We start from the raw sequence: 23,675 nt of genomic DNA, 5'->3' as shown, positions 1-23,675 counted from the left end.
TAGTTAGAGTCTTATAATTAAAGTCATTATATTCATAAATATCCTTTATTTGTATTAATTAGTGTAGTATATTATATGTGAATTAAAGGGGTGCTCCATTTTATAAATCACTCTAACTATGACTATGTCGTTTAATTAAAGGTAAAGAAAGTAGTAGTTAACATTTATTATTTTTGGGAGGATGCAAATGGAGCTCGGATTATGGAATAGTGATCTTGATGAATTTTACAAAGGCGAAATTGATGTAAATCAGGTCGAAACAATTCAATCAGCGTTAAAAGTTACCTTACCAGAATCCTATATTAAATTGATGCATAAAAGAAATGGTTTCTATCTAACGAAAAAGTATTATCCTGTTTCCACACCTAATAGCTGGGCTAATAATTCAGTCCATGTTGATTCTTTATATGGATTAGGGGAAAATCCAGGGATATTAGATAATCCTTATTTACGTTCCGAATGGGGGATAAGGAGCAAAAATATAATTATTATTTCAGCAGAACCACCTACATTTATCTGTTTGGATTATCGAAAAAAGAAAAATCCATCTGTTATATTTATCGATGTAGATGAAAATCAGGAAATCAAATTAGCTGAGAATTTTGAAGATTTTTTAGAGGGTCTCGTTGAAGAAATAGAAGAAGAAATACTTTCTGATACCCTTTCAGAGCAACAAATTCAAGACTATTACAAAAAAATTGATGAGGTAACTTTAAACGGGAAACCAGCTGAAATCGATCGATTGTTAACGAAAATTCTTTCAACGAATAATGAATTAATTAGATATTTGGTTGAGAAAATGAGAAGGCATGAAAAACCAAAGGTTCATTTTTATCTATTACTTTATCTAATATGTTGTGCTGAAGGTTTGAATAAAGGTACGTTAGAGGACGAATATTTATTGGAAGTATTAAACGAATTTTCAACTAGCAAGAATAAAGAAGTAAAAAAATTTGCAGTAATTTGTTTGGAAAAATATAATAGTAGACTTTAAATTTTTTTTGTTAAGTTGGATTAATTGGAAAATTTCTAATGAAATTAAAAGATAGATTACCATGGATAATGAATTATTTTAATTTTACAAAAAGTATGAAAAAATCTACATTTTTATCTTTTTTAGTTAATATTAAATAGGATTGAATAATAATGAGCTCTAGAAAAATCACAATAAACAACGGAGGAAACACCTATGAAAATTAAAACTATAACTGCCTCGGCGGAATTAAAGTTTGATAAGCTGGTAAATGAGTTTATATCGAATAATTCAATAGAAGTAATTGATATAAAATATACAGTACCGTTTTTCTATCATTCCGCATGTATTATTTATAAGGAATTAAAGTGAATTACTATTCTGTAATGCCTTCTTAGAAGGTATTTTTGATTTTATAATAACTAACAATACTAAGAAATACGTTCTTTCTCCACAATTAGTGAAAACTCCTTTTTTAGATTTCATCCTGAAAGGAAGATTAGATGTCCGAAATATTAAATATATATATACGACCGATTATCCTCTCAGATGCTGTCGAATTACTCAATTTAGAAAAGAGAAATCAAGCATTTTTTAAACCCTATTCCATAACTCATCCAGAAAATTACTGGACAATAGAATCTTACAGAGTATTAATCGAAAAATGGCAACAAAATACAAAAGAAGAAAAGGAATATCGCTTTGGAATTTTCAAAATTAACGGTGATGTTCTTATAGGTACTATAGACTTATTTCAAGTTTTCCGTGGACCTCGTCAAAGTGCTCTATTGGGCTATTCCTTAGACCAAGAACATAATGGCAAAGGGTATACCACAGAAGCTGCTAAGCTGATTGTTAAATATGCTTTTGAAACGCTAAATTTACATCGAATTGAAGCTGGAGTGATGCCAGATAACATTGGCTCCATTCGAGTTTTAGAAAAAGCCGGTTTTCATAAAGAAGGAATAGCAAGAAAAAATGTTAAGATTAACGGACGTTGGGAAGATCATCAGATGTTAGCAATATTAAATCCAAAACACTAAGGTTTTGGATGTTTAGTCATCCCATTTACATGTGTTAATTAAAGGTTGATATATAATAAGAATGGTGTTTAGTATGATCAAGTGGAAAAGCTGATTTCTAATATTTATATCCTTTGATCATTAAAGGTTAAAGGATTTTTTGTATAATTTAGATATAAATAGGGGGTATGAAAAATTTATGGGTTTACTGTTGCTAGTTATTTTACTAGTTTTTTTATTTGATTTCACCAAATTAAGAAAGCAAAATCAAACAATAATTGAACAAAACGAAAAGATTATATCTATATTAAAAAGGATTGAAAATAAATAGCTACTATTATACATATGCATGTAATTTTGTCTCTTAATTAGAAAGCAGGATGCGATTTAGAAAAAAGACGTTTAACACGTCTTTAAGGAACTATTTACGTTTTTTCCTTTCGCGCATGCAAAAAATTTCAATCTTTGTTATTCCTGCTTCATACCTGTATTCATTTCTAGTTATAATATAACCCCATCCATTAAGAATCAGAGTATCCCCCGTGTTGGGGATAAATATAAAGCCATCGGATGTGATGGGTTCAGGAAAAAGATACTTATTTTCAGCTAAATCAAAATATAATAGTTCCGTTTTCATATTCTCACCTCAATTGTTACTACGTTTAAGTAGTATTCAAAGTTACATTATTTTAATGTACAGCGTCTAAAAAAGTTATAAAGAGAGGGTGAGAACTATGAATAAAAATACTCTTGTGTTGTTATACTTCTCTTGCGTCTGTTGCAGGTGGTATGGCATTAAAAGATACTTTTAATTATTCAATGATAATTGGAATTGGTCTCACGATAGTCTGTTTAGTTTCGGCTGGGTATTTTGTTGGAAAAAGAAGGATATTATTCAGAATCTAGTTGTTCATTTTGTTTTTTCTCCATATATTTTTTCCCCCATTCTCCCATGATCTCCAGTGCAGGGATAAAGCTTTTTCCTTGTGGAGTTAGCGAGTATTCTACTTTAGGAGGAACTTCTTTATATACTTCTCTGTGAACCATTCCGTCTTCTTCCAATTCTCTCAATTGTCTGGTCAAGATTCCTTTTGAAATACCAGGTAACAACTTATGAAGTTCGTTAAATCTTCTTGTTCGTTGACTTAGATACCATAAAACAACAATTTTCCATCTTCCAGCAATGACATTTTGTGTAGTTGTTAAATGACATACTTCTTGTTCAGCAGGAGGTTCTCCTTCGAAATTAAATCGAGCCATTGGTTTGTTCCTTCTTTCTTAATGGTACGTTTTTTATGACTAGGTTATTTAAATGTGCCTACTATTATTATCGTGACTGTAGATATAGTATATATCTTAGCATGATCATTTAAAAATAGTTAAGTGGAGGAAAGAGAATGAAAATATTAGTTACAGGTGCAACAGGTGAATTAGGATCAAAGGTTGTAAACGCATTATTAAAAACTGTACCAGCGAGTCAAATAGCTGTTAGTGTTCGATCGATAGAGAAGGCAGAAGAATTTCGCGCTCGTGGAGTGGAAGTACGGCACGGAGATTTTGAAAAACCAGAAACATTAGATTCTGCTTTTTCAGGGATTGATCGTCTTTTCATTATATCGACGGCCGGGGACTTTGAAACGATTATGCGACAGCATAATCATGCTGTTGCTGCCGCTCAGCGTGCTCAAGTTAAATTTATAGCTTATACGAGTGTAACAAATGCTAGTGAAAGTCCCTTAGACCTTGCACCAGGCCATCGAGCAAGAGAAGAAGCTATTTTAAAAACAGGCATCCCCTATTCATTTTTACGAAACAATTGGTATTTAGAAAATGAAATTGGCAGCATACAAGGTGTATTGGCAGGAATGCCTTGGGTTATATCTGCTGGCACGGGGAAAGTTGGATGGGCACTTAAACAAGACTATGCGGAAGCAGCAGCAGCCGTATTGTCTGGCAGCGGACACGAGAATACCGTTTACGAACTTTCCGGTCAGCTTCTGACTCATGATGAATTAGCATCTGCGCTTGGAACGGTATTAGCTAAAGAAGTACTTGTACAACAAGTCGACGATGCTGCTTATGCTGATATTATGAAAGGTGCAGGAGTACCAGAATCTTATATTCCTATGCTTGTAAACATGCAAAAAACTATTCGCGAGGGTGGATTAGATTTTGAAAGCAATGATTTAGAAAAATTACTAGGTCGTCCTTGTACGCCAGTAAACGAGGGTTTGAATCAAATTGTTAGTCAAATCTCCAAAACAGGGAAAGAAGTTTAATAAAGCGATTGTATATTTTTAAAAAAGGGCTGAAGGGCTCTTTTTTTTTATTTTCCTTGATGTTTTTACAGGGTGAATAAATGAATTTTTAATTGACTATAGTTTACAATATTGTAATAATTTTAAGTGGAGTACCTACAAAACATTTTTTCAGTATTACTTTATTAAAGAGTATACATCTAGAATTCCAAGTTGTTTGACTGTGATTTTTTTATTGTAGTCGTTTAACAGAAAGAGGGATGTGAATGAAAGGATTTATTGTATTTGCTTTGGCTATCATCGGCAATGTTCTTCTGATTAATTGGTCAGAGCATTGGTATGGCGAAGAATGGTTTACTGAATGGTTAATTGGTTTAGTCACTGTAGGTTTTTATGCCTTGTTTTTATACGGATGGAATCGACACAGCCGAAATGGCATTGGACTTATCTTCATAACAGCATTTGTATTACTAACGATTAATTCTATTTTCTTTGTGCAAACTTTATCTTCCAGCGTATGTAGTTTATTGTTAGGACTCACACTCATTCCGCTATATGTAAAGAATCTGGATGCGGTAGTCACCTCATGGGGATTTGTGCTACTTAATATCCTAATTATGATTGAAGTGTCAAGTGAAGTAACAACTTGGATGCTATTTCTAACAACAGGCATCGCGTCCATAGTTGGATTTCAATTTAACTTGTTACTGTTAAAACGATGCTTTACTGTACTTTTTTCATTAACAGCTCTACTATTGCTTGCCTTTAGTATCACAAATGTTTATCTATTTGGTCTAGCGGTAGTGCTGGTCGTATTATTTACGACATTTATCTATAAATTATCAAGACCCTCAATTAAATAGCCATTGTGGATAGAAAACATTTACTTGTTATCTGTCCATTTTTTATTATGAAAAAAGGACTAACCAAAACGATTAGTCCCCCCTGAAGAAGAATTTAATTGTTGTCTAGTTTCTCTTGGAAGTAACCCCAAGCAGCAAAGGCCCACGCGGAAATTACGTCACCTAAAAAAGAAACTAGTCCGACAACAAGTTCCATAGTAATCAACTCCTTCAAAATTATTATCGCATGCCCCATTAGGTGTATCCATAACTTTCTAAAAATTTTAAAGAGAAAAAAGACAAAAAAGATTACTCTCTTTTATCCTTTTCTAGTAAATTGATTATTCTATCCAGCTTTTGTTCAACAAGATCTGTTGGTTTGCTTTTTTGTTTAGAAATGAGTGAACGAATAAGTATATACGCAACTGCAAATATCCCTACTAAAAAAACAAGAGATACTATTTGAAATAGTACGTCACCGATAGTAACCACAATTAACCTCCAATTATTCTCTATTTAGTATTTTAAGGAGCAAAATCAATTTAATGCGTGAACAGCAAGATGAGTACTTTTCCAATCTCTTGAGGAGACCCATCAATGAAATGATAACGCCTCCTTACCTGAGTTTAGTTTGGTGTAACTCCTTTCAGTAACCATACATCAATCGCTGGTCTTGAGTAATAAACTGTGTTATCAATTGTCATATATGGTAGCTCAAGGTTATTTCCTGAATCAGGTCCGATTGAATGAAGTTCTTCTATTGTTATTCCTAGATAGTCAGCCAATTCAAGTGAAGTCATAAGGAGGTCAGTTTCTTTTTCGTGTTCGAGGTTAATATCAGAGTTCTTCTCTTTTATAACAACAGTTTGTGTTTTTGATTCACCTGATTTTTCCAACACTGGTTCATTCGTAAAAATTGAGTAAACACCGACACCACCTAGAAGTAGAATGGCAACGAATCCTATCACAGTCATATTGTTCATGAGTTATTCCCCCAGATACTTGGTTTTTTATATCTTGTAATTGGGTTACATTTTATGAATTTATTACTCAGTTTAAGAGATGCTTCATTTATAAAGAGAGTCTTGATTTCTCTTACCCACTTATCTTCTCTTGGTTATTCCATATCTTCTACAGGGTTCTTGATGTAAAAATGAGATCGATTGCTTATTACTTCAATGCATCAAAACGTTATAAACAATTGGATATTATAAAGTACTAGCACAGTTAAGAATAGGAGAATAAGTGTCAGGATATATTCTTTGGAATTCTTGAGGTATTTCCATTGCAAATAGGTTTGAACCCCAAAAAGGACAATCGAATAGAATATAAAATACCATTGTAAGACATTCGCCCCCTTTGTTAGAGCATAGGGATAGGTGCATAAAAGAACGACTACAATAAGGATGCGTCCGGTTAGATCCTTCTTTTTGTATGACGTGTCGCTTATTTTAACTTTATGTATACCAAGCCATTTCCTAAGTCCTTTTTCTAAAAAGAAAAAGAGGAAAAATACAGCTAAAATGAATACTACGAATTTCAACTACATCCCCCCTTTGTTTTTTATTTCCTTTTTCATTATGTTATCATAAAATACAGATTATTACATATTTTGTTGGAATGGGGGAAATTCAATGACGTTTACTATTTGTCCGATTGCCATTGTTAGAAACCAACGAAAAGAGATTGAAGATGATCATTGGGGAGCAGTTTTATCAACGATCGAACTTGCTGAGGAAATTGAAGAAACAGCACTAACCGGAATTGATACATTTTCACATTTAGAAGTCATTTTCTATTTTGATAAAGTGTTAGATAATAAGATTCAATATGAGGCGAGGCACCCGAGGAATAATCAAGAGTTTCCTAAGGTCGGGATTTTTGCTCAAAGAGGTAAGAACAGACCGAATAAGTTAGGGGTAACTATTGTTGAATTAGTAGAACATAATCACAGAAAGTTAATCGTTAAAGGGTTGGATGCCATTGATGGAACACCAATCATTGATATTAAACCCGTTATGAAAGAGTTTCTACCTATATCGGAAATCAGGCAGCCTGATTGGTCCGTTTCTTTGATGAGTAATTATTGGAGTTAATTAAGATAAAAAAGAGCTTGGGCATGTGCTGCCAAGCTCATTTAATATGTTCAGTATACTGATGTATCCTCTTGAATATCTACTTCAATCTTTCCAGTCTTACTAACCGAATTTATCGTTATGCTTGCTTCCCCCGAATAACCTTTTTCAAAATATCCAATTATATATTCTGTATGAATTTTCCCTTGATGATCTTTATATTTTAGTAATAATGCTGCCTCATCAAAGTCTTCCTTCGACAGTTGTGCAGGATCCACGTTGAGTGAATATTCTTCACCAGGAGCAATAGGAGGAATTTGTATATCTGTACGGATGTGTTCATACGTCACATATAGTCCCGAAATTTTATGTTTTGTTTGATTGGTTAACTTAATGTCAAATCCATCCGGTGCAAGAATGAAGCCAGCTAGACATACAAGTCCTGTAAGTAAAACGAATAGGATTCCAAGTTTTCTTTTCATTTAACACCTCCTTTTTCAATAACGAGTAAGCAGGTACTGTCTGGCAGGGGAGCTGGAAGTCCGTCTTCATATTCAAAATCTATTTTCTCGTTTAAGTGGGTTGTATAGCCTTCTTGTAAATAGTGTTCGAGTTTAATAATTTCAGCGGTTTCGCCAAAGATGTCCTGAATAAAGGCTCGATATTCCGTCGGAGTGAAGTATCCGAACTGCTCATTCACTTCATGGGCATAGGATTCCGTTCCCCAGGTGTAGGTATAGAGAAATTCCATACTGTCATTGAGAGGCATCATTACTTCATGGTCTGATTGGATTTCATAGCTTATTTTTCTTCCTTTGAAGTCTTTAGCATATTGGATGAGAAAAGGTAATCCGTCGTCTGTTTTAAATCGAATGATCCGTTTTGCTTTCTTGTCGTCACTCATAATTCCGTCGCGGATGATCATTCGTCCGCCTGGCTTTAGTACCTCGAAGGCACTTTCTAAGGCTGTTTTAATCGTTTGCTGGTTAAAGTATTTTCCTTCAAATGGTATATAGGAATACAATTCATGAATAATGGATGAATAAATGATGGTATCGATTGAGTTTGGGGCAAACGAATCGACCAGTGATAAGGCATTTCCTTTGATGACGGACCAGGAATGATTTTCGTTTTGCTTTTTCGCTTCCAGTGTTTCAATCACATTTTCCGAGATATCAATACCAAGTATTTGTTTGCCTGAAGTTTCCGATTCTAATAAATCTAACAGCACTCCGCCGCCGGGACCAACATCAAGAATAGTGTCACCTTTAATAAAGTCGAGGATCACTTTTTTATCATCGACAGAACTGTTCATATGGGTGAGGTAATCGCCCTCGTTATTGAACCGATCATAGGCGTCTCGACGCAGACCAAACAAATCGAATAGCAGCACGGTGGCTTGATTATGAATCATCCCGCCTGTTTTTTCTGCTTCCACACAAAATTGAATCAGTGCTTCTCCGACGTCCGAGAATTCAAATGAAAGAAATGCGGTATTAATTGATTCATAGTTTTCGACTTTAAAGGTGACGTGTGTTGTGTCAAGAGGTTGATTGCTGCTGTACTCATGAAGGAACTTCTCGATTACCCGTTTGCGATAAACATTACTATGCTTTTGCCCTTTATAATCATAGTGAAGCTGCTTCATGAGTGTTTCAAAATTAAGGTGGGCAATTTGAGGCGACGTAATCTCATCAGCTGCTAAGCATAGAATCGCCCAGAAGTCGGCAAAAGAAAGATCGTGCATCGATGGCTCCACATACCATAAATCTATATTCTGTAAAAATAACCGTACCTTATCATATTGAGCGGCCATGATCATTTTTTTTTCTGATAAAGTCTCACTAAAGCTTGCGGTAAGCCTGTGAATCCGGTTTTCAAAGTCTTCACTGAAATCTTGTTGAAAAAGCTTCTCTATTGTAGAGTTCACGTCATTTTTTACGTTGAGCCATAACTCATCAGAAACAGCTGCAATAATGCATTCATTTAACATATAGAGCAGGTCTTTTGCGGTTTTGTTATCGTAATAGGATCGCATCGTTTCCACCAGTTCACTGCTAGCGCTGAGTCTCGTCTCACCACGGAGATATTGGCCGATTAAGCCATGGGTTTTGATTAACGTAAAGAGAAGGGGTTTATCGTAGCCCAAATAATCTTCCCAAAAGATATGCGCGGATCCTTCATTATGCGCCATTAGATTATAGCCTTTTTCCAGCCAATTCTTTCTTTGTTCTGCAGTTCCTCCTTTTGCCGCTTCACTATACGATAAGACGATCGCCAATTGCCAATACATTTCATCTGTGAGAAAAGCCTCTCTTTTTTTCTCTAAAATAACGAGGGAACGATATACATACTGAATGACTCGGTTCTCGGAAAGCTCTTGAAGCGAATCAATATGTTCAAAGTTTTGATGAACTTCCTCAGCAAAAACTAAATACTTCAGCCAAGATGGAAGAGTAGAAGACTCTTTCCTTTCTAGATAATCTTGCATATAGTCTAAATGTGTTTTATGTAAAAATGGATTCATGAAAGTGTCTCCTTAAAGTGTTTTATACTATTTTAAAGTAAAATATAGGAAAATACCAACTAATGAGTTAATAAATGACTGTTCGGGCAGAAAGTTTGGTTGATAGGGAAGAATGCGTAGATTTCCAGCGTTTCAACAGGGGGAGGAAGCAATAAAAAAAAGGCATTCTATCAAAACATCGTCAGTGAGTGAAGGTGATTAATTATCCAGCTAAAAGAGACACCATTCTATGCTTTAAGGTAGTGTGAGGGTGTAATGCCATAATACAATTTTTATTATATAATGTGATATAGTATTTCAATGAAATTAATATACCGAAATAGTGTTATCAAGTTAGAGAGAAGATGATGAAAGAATGTCACCTACTGGCATACGGGAACAAAAGAAGAGTAAACGTTATAAGAGTATCGTTCTTACTGCTGAAAAGCTATTTCTCGAGAACGGTTTAGATACAGTACAAATGCAAGATGTGGCTGATGCTGAGGGAATTGGAATAGCCACTTTGTTTAGGTACTTTCCTAAAAAAGATAAATTGATTGTGGCGGTTGCTGTAAACAATTTAGCGAATAAGGTTGAACATTTTGAAAAAATAGCTTCGAAAAACGTCTCTAGTTTTGAGAGAGTCGAACAAATATTGGATTATCTGATGGAACATTCTACAAACCCTCTTAGTAATTCAATGAGATTTCGCGAAGCATTTGAAAGCTATGCATCCTTTGCACAAAAGCCACTGGAAGATATTGATGACTATTTAGACATCCAAAAGATCATTACGCAGATTCTTATGAAAATCATTGAAGATGGCAAACTAGATGGTTCAATTCGGAGCAATGTTTCCGTCAAAGAAGCGTTGATTACCATTATTAATGCCTTTGGTAACTTCGGAAGCAATATAGCCTTAAAAGCTCCCATTTCTTACTTAGAAGAAGATATTGCTCCCGTCATTCAACAAACATTGTTAAAAGAAATGCTTCTATCTTATATACGACCTTAAAGAGCCGATGCTTCGGCTCTTTTTGAATTAAAGGGATTTTAACCGCATATGGAGAATGCAGTATTAAACCTTTAAGGAGATAGATAATGAGCATACGGATAGAACAAATAAGAGAAATCAATCGGGAGAAGATGGTTCCATTACTAAAACTCTGTTTTGAAAAAGAGTCGTTTTTAGATATGTTACACAGTCCCAACTTACAAGTTGCCTACGCTGCATATTGTGAGGAAGAACTACAAGGAATAATCATCGCATGGGTTAATACGTTTCATCCACATTGCATGTATGTTCGTTTACATAGTAACCCTTTATATCCTGAAAAAGAGATTCAGGAAAAACTTTTCGCCATCTTGCATGATAAGATTGACAGCCCGTTACAAACATCAATTTGGGAAACAGCTGTTGGCTTACGTTCTTTTTATAAAAGTATAGGATTTAAAGAAATACGAAGAACCTATATGCCAGTTATTTCTGTGAAAACGAAAATACCCTTCATAACAGCTAATGCTGATCGATTCGTAGTAAAGAGCATGGGTGAACTAGTTAAGAATCGTTTGTTATTCCATAAACTCATTACTTTAGTTAAAAGAAATTACGAACATACACATCTCGATAATCCGGTTGCTGAAATGGAAGATAACAGTTGGGGTAAAATGATAACAGCAGATGATGTAATCTTAGATGGAAGCTTTATTGGCCTTGATACGGCCGAAAAGAACATTCTAGCCTATTCCTTTCTTCACACCTCAGAAAAAAAAGACACTGCAGAATTAGGGTGGGTCGGCGTACATTCACCCGAAGCAAACACCTTATTAAGGTCATTAGTATTTCAACAAATCAAGTATGCAGAGAAACATAACGTACAGTTCATTGAGGGCGAGTTTGATACAACTGATGAATGTGCCATGTCACTACTAAAGGTGATACCCGTCAGCCCAAGCCCAGCTTGGATTACATATCGAAAAGAATAGCGGAAATACTGACAATCAAGGGGGTATATGATCATGATTTTGCCGGAAAAACATATTAATCCCGTCTGGCGATGTGTTATTCCCGTCTGGAGAAGGCATAATCCCGTCTAGACACCACGTATTCCCGTCTGAGCTGACGTTAATCCCGTCTGCAGGCTTTTTGAATGGTCAAAATACCTAGGTGGGTATTGGGGTTTATTTAAAATGAGTCGCTATTCGTCCATACACAATCGGGTGGGGGGGATATCTACATGATTTTGCCTGAAAAACATATTAATCCCGTCTGGTAATGTGTTATTCCCGTCTGGGGAAGGCATAATCCCGTCTAGACACCACGTATTCCCGCCTGAGCTGACGTTAATCCCGTCTGCAGGCTTTTTGAATGATCAAAATACCCAGGCTGGTATAGAGAGGTTGAAATATACTCCATTTATTTACATAATTAAGCTATAATTCAATAAAGTTGAATTTGAGGGGATACTTACTTGTGGGACTAATAACGGGAAAAATCGTCATCATATCTGTTTTTCTTTTAATTGTTACGATGATAGAAACTTTGGCTTATTCAATGAGAATTTCGGGAGCGAGGGTAAAATTAATCGCTACGGCTTTGTCTTTATTCGGAACGATGGTTATTGTGTCGAGGTTTTCGACGATGATTCATCAGCCATTAACGGCAAAGTTGATTGCGGAAGCTCCTGAGAAAAATCATTTACTGTTTATTGAGGAACAATATCGAGTGCTGATTGGGGTGACTTCGGTCGGCGTTTTGCTCGGAATCTGTCTGTTTCCAACTTTCATTAATATTTTTTCACGGGCTATTGTTCAATTATCAAATGAGCGTGGATCGGTATACTCCTTGTTTATCCATCATTTTAATCGACAGGGAATGAAAAAGGTCTGCAGGTGTTTTGCATTACCAAGGATTTCGTATCTAAAAGGAATCACGTTACAAACCATTCCTAAACGTTTATTTATTATCAATGTTCTTATCTCATCAGTTTTAACCGTAGGCGTACTTTCAGCGATTTATGCGTCATTGTTAGTACCAGAAGGGTCAGCACAAGCAGCTATGATGTCATCAGGAATCATTAATGGGGTGGCGACCATTTTATTATCACTGTTTGTTGATCCGAAAGCATCCTGGTTGGCCGATCGTGTAACGAGAGAACCAAACAAATACGTCTATTTAAAAAGCTATTCCTTAACGATGATCACGTCAAAATTCGTTGGTACCCTGGCTGCACAGGTGTTATTTCTGCCGGCTGCCTATTATGTTGCTTGGTTTGCAAACTGGATCTGAGTGAGTTAAGTCAAGTAATATAATGTTTTTTGTAGTAAATAATTTCCTTTACCTATTGGTACCTATATGAAATGATGATACAGAGTATTATAAATGGAGGCGCTTTTATGACACCAGTTTCATTTCGTTCAGAAAAAGATTTCTTGGGTTCTAAAGAGGTAGATATTACAGCCTATTATGGCATTCAAACATTACGAGCCGTGGAGAATTTTCCTATCACCGGGTATCGCATCCATGATGAATTAATTAAAGCAATGGCTATTGTGAAGAAGGCGGCTGCTATTTCGAACATGGAAATTGGCAGATTATATGAAGGGTTAGGCAATGTGATTGTCCAGGCTGCTGATGAGATTATCGAGGGTAAGATGCATGAGCAGTTTATTGTCGATCCGATCCAGGGCGGAGCAGGGACCTCTATCAATATGAATATGAATGAGGTTTTAGCAAATCGAGGATTAGAGCTTCTTGGGAAAGAACGTGGAGATTATTTCAGTTTAAGTCCGAATAATCATGTCAATATGGCTCAATCTACGAATGATGCGTTCCCGACAGCGATACACATTGCCACGCTTTCTTTATTAGAAAAACTACTAATAACGATGAGAAAGATGCATACAGTATTTGTGAATAAAGGGCAAGAGTTTGATCATGTGATTAAAATGGGAAGAACGCATCTTCAAGATGCCGTGCCTATTCGACTCGGACAGGAGTTCGAAGCATACAGCCGAGTCTTGGCCCGTGATATTAAGCGTATTGAAAACAGTCGAGAGCACTTATATGAAGTCAATATGGGGGCAACGGCAGTCGGAACTGGATTAAATGCGCAGCCTAAATATATAGTGAGTGTCGTTAAGCATTTGGCGGACCTTACTGGTTTTCCATTAATAAATGCAGAACATCTCGTTGATGCTACGCAAAACACAGATGCTTATACAGAGGTTTCTGCGACATTGAAGGTATGTATGATGAACATGTCCAAAATCGCGAATGATTTACGACTTATGGCTTCAGGGCCACGCGCAGGTTTTGGAGAAATTAATCTACCAGCTCGTCAGCCGGGTTCATCCATTATGCCTGGAAAAGTGAATCCAGTTATGCCTGAAGTGATTAATCAAGTTGCTTTCCAGGTCATAGGGAATGATCATACCATTTGTCTTGCTTCTGAAGCAGGCCAATTGGAATTGAACGTTATGGAACCTGTTCTTGTGTTTAATCTTATTCAATCTATCAGTATTATGAACAACGGCTTCCGTGCATTTACAGACCATTGTTTAACCGGGATTACTGCGAATGAAGCAAGACTTAAAATGAATGTTGAAAATAGTATCGGAATTATTACCGCTGTTAATCCACATCTGGGATATGATATCGTCTCAAGGATTGCAAGGGAAGCAGCAGCAACAGGGAAATCGGTTCGGGAACTATGCCTCTTGCATGATGTATTAACAGAGGAAGAATTAAATCTCATTCTCGATCCTTATGAAATGACTCATCCTGGTATCGCAGGAGAAAAATTACTATATCGAGATTAATTATTGAAGAAGAGGCCATCCACGAGGATGGCCTTAACGTATTTCCGAATTGTCAGGTTGTTTAATCAATATGGTTTGCCCGTGGTTATAGTTAAGAATTTGAATCAACTGTTCAGCCATGTACTCAGGACTATAATTGAACTCGTCATGAATCCATTCAATAATCATTCCTAAAATCGCATGAGCTTGGTAGTTAGTAAAGAGTTCAATATTAATGGTGGTGCTTTGCTTCGAATTCATTAAATCTTGGAGGGGAAGTCTTTTCAATTCATGACAGATTCTCATTTGAAAGGTAGACCATACGGTAGATTTAACAATCAGTGTATAGAAGTTTTTATGGGAAGCCACATGCTCAAAAATTTTAATGGTTGAAGATGTCAGATCTTTAATATTAAAGGTTTCCTTATGCTGATAGGGCTCACGGTAGGAGATGATAAAATCATGCATCACATCATCCATGATTTCATCTAATATATCCTCTTTGTAATGAAAATTATTATAAAAGGTTCCTCGATTAAGGTCTGCAGCTTTGACAATTTCGGTTATCGTTATTTCTCTAACATCTTTTTCTTTCATTAATAGAAGGAATGAATCTTTTATTGCTTTCTTAGATTTCTTTATTCTTCGGTCTGTTAACGAATTTTTACACATGCATACTCGCTCCTAGCTATAAAATAAAGGTAATTGAACAATTCAGCTGAATATGTCTAGTAATGAACATTTGGGCCTACAATTGCTGATTGAAACATTTAAGAAATGATTATACTATATTTATAGTGTTTATTAAACACTTGTTCATTAACAAGTGGATGAAAATGGAGGAATTAGAATGAAATTACAAGATAAAGTAGCAATCGTAACAGGGGCAGCTTCAGGAATGGGGAAACAAATCGCAACGCATTATGCAACAGAGGGAGCTAAAGTGGTTGTATCTGATTTGAATTTAGAAGGCGCTGAAGCAACTGTAGAAGAAATTAAGGCTGCTGGGGGAACGGCGTTTGCCATTAAAACAAATGTAGCATCAGAAGAAGAAATTAATGAACTAATTGATACAACTGTTAGTACTTACGGTACAGTTGATATTTTAGTAAATAATGCTGGGATTATGGATAATATGGAACCAGCAGCTGATATCGAAACAAAAAATTGGGATCGTATTTTTGCCATTAATACGAGCAGTGTTATGTATTCTACTCGTAAAGTTCTGCCAATCTTCTTGGAAAAAGAAAGCGGTGTGATTATAAATATCGCTTCAGCTGGCGGTTTATTCGGAGCTCGTGCAGGCGGCGCTTACACAGCTTCTAAACATGCAGTTGTTGGTTTCACTAAAAACACTGGATACATGTATGCGGAAAAGGGCATCCGTTGTAATGCAATTGCACCTGGTGGAGTTATGACAAACATTACATCTTCTATGACAAGTATCAATCAATTTGGTGCTTCTCGTCAACAAACAGGAATGGCAACCAATCCACGTAATGGCAAGCCAGAAGAAATTGCTAAAGTGGCCGTATTCTTAGCTTCTGATGATTCAAGCTTTGTTAATGGGCAAGTTATTTCAGCAGATTCAGGTTGGAGCGCATACTAAATACCTGTTTCACTATTGTCCCCGACTAGAAATCTAGTCGGGGATTTTTGTGTAAAATGGAGGTTCCTTCCAAGAGGAAATCATGCTATTGTTTAAGACTAGGGTAATATACTAGACTTAAATGAATTGGAGGCGGGCTCCATCGCTACTTTCTTATTAATTATGATTTATTTGGCTTTCATTAGTCTCGGACTTCCTGATTCTTTACTGGGGGCAGCTTGGCCGGTTATGCAATCAGATTATGGGGAACCACTCGAAACGGCTGGTTATCTATATATGTGTATTGCTGCAGGGACCATTGTCTCAAGTTTAGCCAGCGGGTGGATGAATAATAAATTAGGAACGGGGAAAGTAACATTTATCAGTGTGACCATGACAGCTGTAGCTTTGTTAGGTTTTACTTATTCACCTTCCCTAATTTGGCTGATCATTTGTGCCATTCCGCTTGGACTGGGTGCCGGCGCTGTTGATGCTTCGTTGAATAATTATGTTGCACTTCATTATAAAGCCCATCATATGAGCTGGCTCCATTGTTTTTGGGGCGTCGGAGCGAGTATAGGACCGATGGTAATGGCTTTTTATATTGTTAATCAAGGCTCTTGGAGGTCAGGTTATTTAACCATTGCAATCATCCAATTCAGCTTAGCTATTCTTTTATTATTTGCTCTTCCATTGTGGGCGTTAGTAGCAAGAAAATCACCAAACGAAAGCGAGCCAGAGGGATTCAGTGAAGTAGTAGATCCCACGATTAAACCCCTGAAAATAAAAGGAGTTAAATTTGCCTTAATCACCTTCTTTTTCTTATGCGGCGCAGAATCGACAATGGGACTTTGGGGCAGTAGTTACTTGGTAAATACCAAGGAATTATCTGCTGCAGAAGCGGCTAAATGGGTGTCTTTCTTCTTTATTGGAATGACGGTAGGCAGACTGGTTGCAGGGTTTATCACCATGAAGGTCAGTAACAAGGTGCTCATCCGTTCTGGACAACTAACGGCGCTTTTTGGAGTCGCACTCATCCTGCTGCCATTACCGATATCGCTATCTTTAACTGGCTTTATTTTTGTTGGACTTGGCTTAGCTCCTATTTACCCATGTTTAATACATGAAACCCCCATCAGATTTGGGAAAGTTCATTCACAGTCTATTATTGGTTATCAAATGGCACTAGCTTATACAGGAACAACCTTTTTACCACCGTTGCTAGGGATCGTTGCATCGAAGACATCATTATGGATTTTCCCAATATTTATCCTAGTCTTTATTTTAGGTATGTTTGTGAGTTCAGAAAAGGTGAACCATATTATTAAGAATCGGTCTCATTCAAATAATATCAATGCAAGTATGTAGTCTTCAAAGCTTTCCAAAAGGTCGTCGCCATATGACTTTTCAGAGAGCTTTTTCTTTTTTCAAAAAATGCTGTGGAACTATAAAGTGCTGTTTGGGAAATGCCAGAATCAGACGAAATCCATGAAAAGAACATTCCAGTGAATGAAAATTAGAAATTTATGCTAAAATAGAAGACAGCATGTGAAAAGTGTACGTACGAACAATGGTAAACAGAAAAAGCCAAAATGCGTAAGCACTCTGACTTTTAAGGATTAAAATTGATAATATTGGCGTAATAAATAAGACAGCCGTTTACAATGTGGATGATAATGGATATTTTCTACTAACCCTTTTATTAGGGGGCGTGATAAAGTTTCTTCGACCAGCTGTTGTTTAAGCAGCGTCAAGGATTCTTTTTCAATGGACTCTTCTAGTTCTTCCAACTTATTATCCATAAGCTTAAGAATTTGATCTTTGGTCAGTTCTTCATGGGTGGCTGGCTTGATCATTTCAACCAGGTCAAGTGAAATAAAAGGGATGGAAATATGTTTAGCTAGTACATTTGTTTTTTCCACAAGGGATTGCGTGAGAAGATGTAAATCTAAAGGGATATTATAGAATAAAAATAGCGCGGCATAATGTTTTAAGAATCCATTTATACAATAAACTAAATCATACCTTGTTTGAATGATGTCATCTCCATAGAGACGATCGACTAGCAAAAGAATGTTTTTCTCATTAATTCCTTCATAGTAATGGATTTTTTTTATGAGTTCTTCGTTACATGACTGTGCTTGTTCTTTCATAAAAATTTTTGCGAAGTCAGAATGATCTCGATAGGATTTAAAGGATGCATAGAAAAATTCATATAAAAGTTCTTTATCTGAAGCATGTTTGACTATGTGGTCAATATCTGATGTAATCTGTATCATAAAATGATCAATAAGCGCTAATATTAGTTCATCTTTTGATTTGAAAGATAAATAAAAAGCGCCTTTAGAGATACGACTGTGCTCGGTTATTTGTTGTACGGATGTGGCTTCAAATCCTTGCTTAGCAAAGAGTTCGAGTGCTTTCTCCATGATTAATTCTTTTTTAATCATTTCATTCTCTCCTAGGTCATATTGTTGACAAATGACTAATTAGTCATTAGTATAAATAATTATGTTTAATAAGTCAATTTAGGGTAGGTGTAAAGGTGAGAGGTTTAGTTAATTTTGTGTTAAGAAACAAACTGGCAGTTTGGCTGCTGACAATCATCATTACTGTGTCTGGTATATATTCAGGTACACAAATGAAAACGGAAACGATTCCAGAAATTTCTATTCCATACCTTATGGTAATGGATGTATACCCTGGAGCAACTCCTGAAAAAGTGATGGAAGAGGTCTCAATTCCGTTAGAAGAAGCGGTTGAAGGACTTGATGACGTGAAAGCTGTCTATTCCAATTCCTATTCCAATATGTCAAACCTTCAAGTGGAATACGATTATGGTGTTGATATGGATGAGGCTAAACGTGCTTTAGAATCGGCTATTGATGGGGTAACGTTACCGGAAAAAGCAGAAGAACCAACTATTACAGCGATTAGCTTAAACATGATGCCGATTGTGGCTCTAAGTGTAAGCAGTACAGAAGAGGATATTGTTGATTTAACGTCAACAGTTGAGGAAAGTCTGCTTCCAAAAATTGAGAAAATTGATGGTGTTGCATCGGCAACGATTACCGGTCAGCATATAGAAGAAATTGAATTAACGTATGATGAAGCAAAAATGGCTAAACTGGATATAACAGAAGATAAGGTAAAGGAAATGATTCAAGCAAGTGATTTAGCGGTTTCATTAGGTCTTTACGAATTTGAAGAAGGAGAGCAAGCTGTTTCAGTAGACGGTAAGTTCATGACAGCTGATGAATTAAAGGGAATGCTGATTCCTGTCACACCTTCGGCTAGTAATCCTGCACCTTTTGTGAAACTTAGCGATATTGCTAAAATTGAAGTCATTGGTAAAGAAGAATCAGTTTCACGAACTAACGGTGAAAATGCGATTGCCATCCAAATTGTTAAAGGTCAGCAAGCAAACACCGTTGACGTGGTTAACGATGTGAAGGATTTAATAAAAGAGGAAGAGAAAAAAATTGATGGTCTTGTCGTAGATGTCACCCTTGATCAAGGGGCGCCTATCGAGAAATCCGTGTCAACAATGTTTGAAAAAGCAATTTTTGGCGGGATTATTGCGGTATTAATCATCCTACTATTCTTACGTGATATTAAATCGACGATTATATCAATCATTTCCATTCCTGTTTCGATCTTAATCGCATTCCTAATCTTACATGGGTTGGGTATTACGTTAAATATTATGACGTTGGGTGCGGTTACGGTTGCCATTGGTCGTGTAATTGATGACTCAATCGTCGTTGTTGAAAATATTTTCCGACGCATGCATTTAAAAGGTGAAACATTAACAGGGCGTGCACTAGTACGTGAAGCGACACTTGAAATGTTCAAACCAATCCTGTCCTCAACATTAGTTACTGTTGCGGTATTCGCACCACTTATTTTTGTTGGAGGCATGGTAGGCGAATTGTTCATGCCGTTCGCTTTAACCATGACGTTTGCTCTTGTGGCTTCGTTAATTGTAGCTATAACAATCGTTCCAGCATTATCTCACTTCCTATTTAAGAAGAAGTTATATGGTGAAAAGACGGAAAGCAGTCATAAAGATTCTGGTAAATTAGCTAATTGGTACAAAGGTGTGCTTAGATGGACATTAAACCATAAGGTGATTACGTCCATTATTTCTGTTGTTTTATTAGCAGGCAGTATTGCATTAACACCATTAATTGGTTTTAGTTTCTTAGGCAGCGAAGAAGAAAAAGTGATGTACTTAACATACACACCAGAAACAGGAGAGCTCAAGGATGATACCTTGGCGAACCTTGAAGTGGTGGAAGAAAAGTTACTAAAACATGAAGACATAGATATCGTTCAATTATCTCTATCAGACAGCGGAGATTCCATGGCTGCGATGATGGGCGGCGGCGGAGCAGGTGGTGCTCTAATGTACCTCATCTTTGATCCGGAAATGGAAAACTTCCCTGAAGTACGTGAAGAAATTGAAGAATATGTGTTTAATATTGGTCAATCAGGCGAATGGAAGAGCCAAAACTTCTCCTCTATGTCGGCTGCAAGTGATGAAGTCAGCTACACGTTCTACAGTGAAGATTTAGAAAAACTAAATGACTCTGTAAAAACAGTAGAAGACGTTCTAAAGAAAAATGACGGCTTAAAAGATGTTACTGCAAGTACAGAGGATGCATATGTTGAATATACATTCAAAGTAGAACAAGATGAATTATTGCAATATGGATTAACAACGGGTCAAATCGTTATGATGTTAAGCCCTTCTACCACAGAAGAAGTATTAACAACCATTGAGAAAGATGGTAATTCAATAGATGTTATTGTTCAGCAAGAACAAGAAAAACAACCAAAATCGATTGATGATATTTTAGCTAAGAAAGTACCAACAGCAACTGGTGCTGAAATGAAACTTTCTGATTTGGTTAAAGTAGAAAAAGGAACTACCTTAAATACGTTAGCGCGTAGTAAAGGTGAATACTATGCAACGGTTTCAGGAACAATCACGGATAAAGATATTTCAAAAGCAACATCTGAAGTAGATGAAGCGATTGATAAATTAGATTTACCAAAAGGCGTAGAAATCGGTGTGGCTGGTGTAGCCGCAGATATGACGGAAACATTTACACAACTTGGTTTAGCTATGATTGCTGCAATCGCAATCGTGTACTTTATCCTTGTGGTTACTTTCCGTGAGGGTGTAGCACCATTTGCTATCCTGTTCTCCTTACCGTTTGCGGTCATTGGATCATTTGTCGGTTTATTAATCGCAGGTGAAACAATCTCTGTATCGGTCATGATGGGACTTCTCATGTTAATTGGTATCGTGGTAACCAATGCCATTGTACTGGTAGACCGTATTATTCATATGGAACGTGATGGTATGAGTATGCGTGAAGCCATTCTCGAGGCAGGCGCAACCCGACTTCGTCCAATTTTAATGACTGCCATTGCAACGATCGGAGCATTAATGCCACTAGCATTTGGCTCAGGCGGCGGCGGTTTTATATCAAAAGGTCTTGGTATTACTGTAATTGGCGGACTAACAAGTTCAACCTTATTAACATTATTGATTGTACCAATCGTTTACGAAGTACTTTCAAAACTGTTTAAGAAAAAACGCAGTGAAATAGAAGAAAACTAATAAAAGCCCTGTAAGATTGAAGTGCACCCCAAAAGTTAGAGTCATAATCTAACTTTTGGGGTGTTTTAGTATGGCTAAATATAGCGATGAGTTTAAGTTGATGATTGTGAGAGAGTATCTGAATGGTCCACTTGGCTTCAAACTACTTGTTCGTAAATACGAGATAAAATCACCTACGCAATTAAGAAATTGGGTAAATATATACAAGAACCAAGGCGCAGTTGGACTTTCTAGAAAGAAAACCAATGAATTTTACTCTGTTCAATTCAAGCTTGATGTACTAAGCTTTATGAAAAGGACAGGCGCTTCTTACACTGAAACGGCTCTTCACTTCGGGTTAACCAATCCACCTTTGATTGCTTCGTGGAAAGGAAAACTCCTTGAGAGTGGTGTGGAAGGCCTACTTAAACCGAAAGGACGGCCAGCCATGTCAGACAAAGCGAAGAACAATCAAAGAAGAAAACAGCCTGTAAAAGAGATGACCGTTGAACAGAAACTCAAAAGGGAAAATGAACTTCTGCGTTTGGAGAACGAGTACCTAAAAAAGTTGCGCGCTTTTCAGATGGATCCGGACGGTTATCTCGAAAAGCACAAGCAGCGCTATCATACGAACTCAAAGAAGAATTCCGACTGAAGGATGTACTTCAGTTCATAGGTATTCCCGAATCTTCTTATCATTACCATGTGAAAAAAATGAAGCAAGAAAACCCTCATCAAGAAGTAGAAGAAATCATTCAAGCTATTTTTGAAGAGCATAATGGCAACTATGGGTATCGCAGGATTCGTTTAGCGTTAAAGAACCAGGGGCTCCTAGTGAATCATAAGAAAGTACAACGCATCATGAGAAAGCTTGGATTGAAAGGGGATAAGTTCACCCGTAAATCACGTCGATTTAGTTCGTACAAAGGAACAATTGGCACGGTAGCGAAGAACAGAATCCATCGCCGGTTTAAGACCCCTATTCCCTATCAAAAACTCACCACCGACATCACAGAATTCAAGTGTGCGGATGGAGGTAAACTCTACCTCAGTCCGATTTTGGATATGTATAATGGTGAAATTCTTTCATATGGGATGAGTATGCATCCGACACTGGACTTTGTAATAGAGCCTTTGAAGGAAACTCTTCGAGTAGTAAAAGAGGCAAGATACCGAACGACCATCCATTCAGATCAAGGCTGGCATTATCAGCATAGAAAATGGGTCCATACATTGAAAAAACATAACGTGTTCCAAAGCATGTCCCGAAAGGGAAACTGCTTAGATAACTCGCCTATGGAGAACTTCTTCGGATTATTAAAGCAAGAGATGTATTATGGTGAACCACTTCGCACGTACGAGGAACTGAAACGGACTATCGAGTCCTACATTTATTATTATAATAACCAACGCATTAAACAGAAATTGGCTGGAATGAGTCCGGTACAATACCGTCTTCAAACCAACCAATTGGCTGCGTAATATAAAACTCTAACTTTTAGGGGTCACATCAGATGGACATCATCTTGCGGGGCTTTTTCTTTTCGTTTGATTATCTAAATATGGATATAATTGGAATTTATGTGCTAAACTAAATCCTACCCATTTTATCAAAGGAGGAATAATCGTGTATGTAGAAATTTACCTGTATCCTGTACTAGAAGAAAACAAAGAACAATTTTTAAAAATCAATCTTGAAGCTGAACGTATATACAAAGAGTATGGGGCGATCGAAAGTGAAACATATACTGCCGCATCCACTCAATCGGAATATGGTTGTTTAGGAATGGAATCAGCTGTTGAACTACACGAAAACGAAATCCTTATGTTAGAAATTAACCGATATCATAATAAGGAGCACCAAAGTCAGGTTTTGGAGAAAGTGGATAAGGATGAACAGATTAATAACTTATACAATCAAATGACCAAAGTCATTGATATGAGTCGAACTGTCCGAGGTGAATTTGGCAAGTGAATGTTTCCATCCAGAGCGATAGAAA

The 23,675-nt window shown here is 36.6% G+C and carries 23 protein-coding genes and 1 pseudogene; 15 read left to right on the top strand and 9 right to left on the bottom strand.

Annotated elements, in window-relative coordinates; all coding sequences use genetic code 11:
- Window positions 1-187 precede the first annotated feature (187 nt).
- Together MHI18_RS00935 and MHI18_RS00930 are read left to right on the top strand one after the other, a co-directional pair.
- Window positions 188-994 carry an SMI1/KNR4 family protein gene (locus MHI18_RS00935; protein WP_340845528.1) on the top strand — a complete coding sequence of 269 codons (807 nt, stop codon included), beginning with the start codon at window positions 188-190 and terminating at the stop codon, window positions 992-994.
- Between the two features lie 482 nt (window positions 995-1,476).
- A complete protein-coding gene (locus MHI18_RS00930) occupies window positions 1,477-2,016 on the top strand; it encodes a GNAT family N-acetyltransferase (RefSeq protein WP_340845527.1) in 540 nt (179 codons plus the stop codon).
- A gap of 400 nt (window positions 2,017-2,416) precedes the next feature.
- Here MHI18_RS00930 and MHI18_RS00925 read toward each other — a convergent pair whose 3' ends face one another.
- Both MHI18_RS00925 and MHI18_RS00920 read right to left on the bottom strand, forming a co-directional pair.
- A complete protein-coding gene (locus MHI18_RS00925; RefSeq protein ID WP_340845526.1) occupies window positions 2,417-2,632 on the bottom strand; it encodes a hypothetical protein in 216 nt (71 codons plus the stop codon).
- A 254-nt stretch (window positions 2,633-2,886) separates the two neighbouring features.
- Window positions 2,887-3,255, bottom strand: coding sequence for a winged helix-turn-helix transcriptional regulator (locus MHI18_RS00920; protein ID WP_340845525.1), 369 nt, complete (start codon window positions 3,253-3,255; stop codon window positions 2,887-2,889).
- 137 nt (window positions 3,256-3,392) lie between these two features.
- On the opposite strand from MHI18_RS00920, the gene MHI18_RS00915 reads away from it, so the two are divergent.
- Window positions 3,393-4,274: an SDR family oxidoreductase gene (locus MHI18_RS00915; RefSeq protein ID WP_340845524.1), complete on the top strand. Its 882-nt coding sequence runs from the start codon at window positions 3,393-3,395 to the stop codon at window positions 4,272-4,274.
- A gap of 245 nt (window positions 4,275-4,519) precedes the next feature.
- Window positions 4,520-5,116 carry a hypothetical protein gene (locus tag MHI18_RS00910; RefSeq protein WP_340845522.1) on the top strand — a complete coding sequence of 199 codons (597 nt, stop codon included), beginning with the start codon at window positions 4,520-4,522 and terminating at the stop codon, window positions 5,114-5,116.
- A 288-nt stretch (window positions 5,117-5,404) separates the two neighbouring features.
- Here the strand turns inward: MHI18_RS00910 and MHI18_RS00905 are convergent, their stop codons facing one another.
- From MHI18_RS00905 to MHI18_RS00895, 3 genes are all read right to left on the bottom strand, one after another.
- Window positions 5,405-5,587 carry a DUF4083 family protein gene (locus tag MHI18_RS00905; protein WP_340845521.1) on the bottom strand — a complete coding sequence of 61 codons (183 nt, stop codon included), beginning with the start codon at window positions 5,585-5,587 and terminating at the stop codon, window positions 5,405-5,407.
- Window positions 5,588-5,721: 134 nt separating this feature from the next.
- Complete coding sequence (locus tag MHI18_RS00900) at window positions 5,722-6,078, bottom strand: hypothetical protein (RefSeq protein WP_340845520.1); 357 nt, start codon at window positions 6,076-6,078, stop codon at window positions 5,722-5,724.
- 200 nt (window positions 6,079-6,278) lie between these two features.
- Entirely contained in the window at window positions 6,279-6,638 is a 360-nt protein-coding gene (locus MHI18_RS00895) for a DUF4181 domain-containing protein (protein ID WP_340845519.1), read from the bottom strand.
- Window positions 6,639-6,729: 91 nt separating this feature from the next.
- Here MHI18_RS00895 and MHI18_RS00890 point away from each other — a divergent pair, with 91 nt between their 5' ends.
- Window positions 6,730-7,191 carry an SAM-dependent methyltransferase gene (locus MHI18_RS00890; protein WP_340845518.1) on the top strand — a complete coding sequence of 154 codons (462 nt, stop codon included), beginning with the start codon at window positions 6,730-6,732 and terminating at the stop codon, window positions 7,189-7,191.
- Between the two features lie 50 nt (window positions 7,192-7,241).
- Here MHI18_RS00890 and MHI18_RS00885 read toward each other — a convergent pair whose 3' ends face one another.
- Complete coding sequence (locus MHI18_RS00885) at window positions 7,242-7,652, bottom strand: hypothetical protein (protein WP_340845517.1); 411 nt, start codon at window positions 7,650-7,652, stop codon at window positions 7,242-7,244.
- Window positions 7,649-9,697 (bottom strand): class I SAM-dependent methyltransferase, encoded by a 2,049-nt coding sequence (locus tag MHI18_RS00880; protein WP_340845516.1) that lies wholly within the window; start codon window positions 9,695-9,697, stop codon window positions 7,649-7,651. Before MHI18_RS00880 ends, MHI18_RS00885 begins: the two co-directional genes overlap by 4 nt.
- Window positions 9,698-10,052: 355 nt before the next feature.
- On the opposite strand from MHI18_RS00880, the gene MHI18_RS00875 reads away from it, so the two are divergent.
- From MHI18_RS00875 to aspA, 4 genes are all read left to right on the top strand, one after another.
- A complete protein-coding gene (locus MHI18_RS00875) occupies window positions 10,053-10,691 on the top strand; it encodes a TetR/AcrR family transcriptional regulator (RefSeq protein WP_340845515.1) in 639 nt (212 codons plus the stop codon).
- 86 nt (window positions 10,692-10,777) lie between these two features.
- The gene (locus MHI18_RS00870) at window positions 10,778-11,662 is read left to right on the top strand and encodes a hypothetical protein (RefSeq protein WP_340845514.1); all 885 of its coding nucleotides are present in this window, start codon (window positions 10,778-10,780) and stop codon (window positions 11,660-11,662) included.
- A 487-nt stretch (window positions 11,663-12,149) separates the two neighbouring features.
- The gene (locus MHI18_RS00865; RefSeq protein ID WP_340845513.1) at window positions 12,150-12,965 is read left to right on the top strand and encodes a lipid II flippase Amj family protein; all 816 of its coding nucleotides are present in this window, start codon (window positions 12,150-12,152) and stop codon (window positions 12,963-12,965) included.
- A 107-nt stretch (window positions 12,966-13,072) separates the two neighbouring features.
- The gene (gene aspA / locus MHI18_RS00860; RefSeq protein ID WP_340845512.1) at window positions 13,073-14,497 is read left to right on the top strand and encodes an aspartate ammonia-lyase; all 1,425 of its coding nucleotides are present in this window, start codon (window positions 13,073-13,075) and stop codon (window positions 14,495-14,497) included.
- A 33-nt stretch (window positions 14,498-14,530) separates the two neighbouring features.
- Here aspA and MHI18_RS00855 read toward each other — a convergent pair whose 3' ends face one another.
- Window positions 14,531-15,148, bottom strand: coding sequence for a TetR/AcrR family transcriptional regulator (locus tag MHI18_RS00855; protein WP_340845511.1), 618 nt, complete (start codon window positions 15,146-15,148; stop codon window positions 14,531-14,533).
- Window positions 15,149-15,326: 178 nt separating this feature from the next.
- On the opposite strand from MHI18_RS00855, the gene MHI18_RS00850 reads away from it, so the two are divergent.
- On the top strand, window positions 15,327-16,085 hold the full coding sequence (locus tag MHI18_RS00850; protein ID WP_340845510.1) for an SDR family oxidoreductase: 759 nt from the start codon (window positions 15,327-15,329) through the stop codon (window positions 16,083-16,085).
- A 141-nt stretch (window positions 16,086-16,226) separates the two neighbouring features.
- Window positions 16,227-17,432 (top strand): MFS transporter, encoded by a 1,206-nt coding sequence (locus tag MHI18_RS00845; protein ID WP_340847537.1) that lies wholly within the window; start codon window positions 16,227-16,229, stop codon window positions 17,430-17,432.
- Window positions 17,433-17,683: 251 nt separating this feature from the next.
- Here MHI18_RS00845 and MHI18_RS00840 read toward each other — a convergent pair whose 3' ends face one another.
- Window positions 17,684-18,514 carry a TetR/AcrR family transcriptional regulator gene (locus MHI18_RS00840; RefSeq protein ID WP_340845509.1) on the bottom strand — a complete coding sequence of 277 codons (831 nt, stop codon included), beginning with the start codon at window positions 18,512-18,514 and terminating at the stop codon, window positions 17,684-17,686.
- A gap of 95 nt (window positions 18,515-18,609) precedes the next feature.
- Here MHI18_RS00840 and MHI18_RS00835 point away from each other — a divergent pair, with 95 nt between their 5' ends.
- From MHI18_RS00835 to MHI18_RS00820, 4 genes and pseudogenes are all read left to right on the top strand, one after another.
- Entirely contained in the window at window positions 18,610-21,696 is a 3,087-nt protein-coding gene (locus MHI18_RS00835; protein WP_340845508.1) for an efflux RND transporter permease subunit, read from the top strand.
- A 70-nt stretch (window positions 21,697-21,766) separates the two neighbouring features.
- Window positions 21,767-22,330, top strand: coding sequence for a helix-turn-helix domain-containing protein (locus tag MHI18_RS00830; protein WP_340845507.1), 564 nt, complete (start codon window positions 21,767-21,769; stop codon window positions 22,328-22,330).
- Window positions 22,324-23,157, top strand: a pseudogene (locus MHI18_RS00825) (IS3 family transposase); the annotation flags it as partial. The gene MHI18_RS00830 and the pseudogene MHI18_RS00825, both read left to right, overlap by 7 nt.
- 145 nt (window positions 23,158-23,302) lie before the next feature.
- The gene (locus MHI18_RS00820; protein ID WP_340845506.1) at window positions 23,303-23,650 is read left to right on the top strand and encodes a DUF1428 family protein; all 348 of its coding nucleotides are present in this window, start codon (window positions 23,303-23,305) and stop codon (window positions 23,648-23,650) included.
- The last annotated feature ends 25 nt before the right edge of the window (window positions 23,651-23,675 follow it).

This window comes from Peribacillus sp. FSL H8-0477, from assembly GCF_038002765.1.
In the GTDB taxonomy this organism is placed as follows: Bacteria; Bacillota; Bacilli; order Bacillales; family DSM-1321; genus Peribacillus.
Note: the sequence above shows the minus strand (reverse complement) of the source record. Positions and strands in the feature narration are given on the sequence as shown.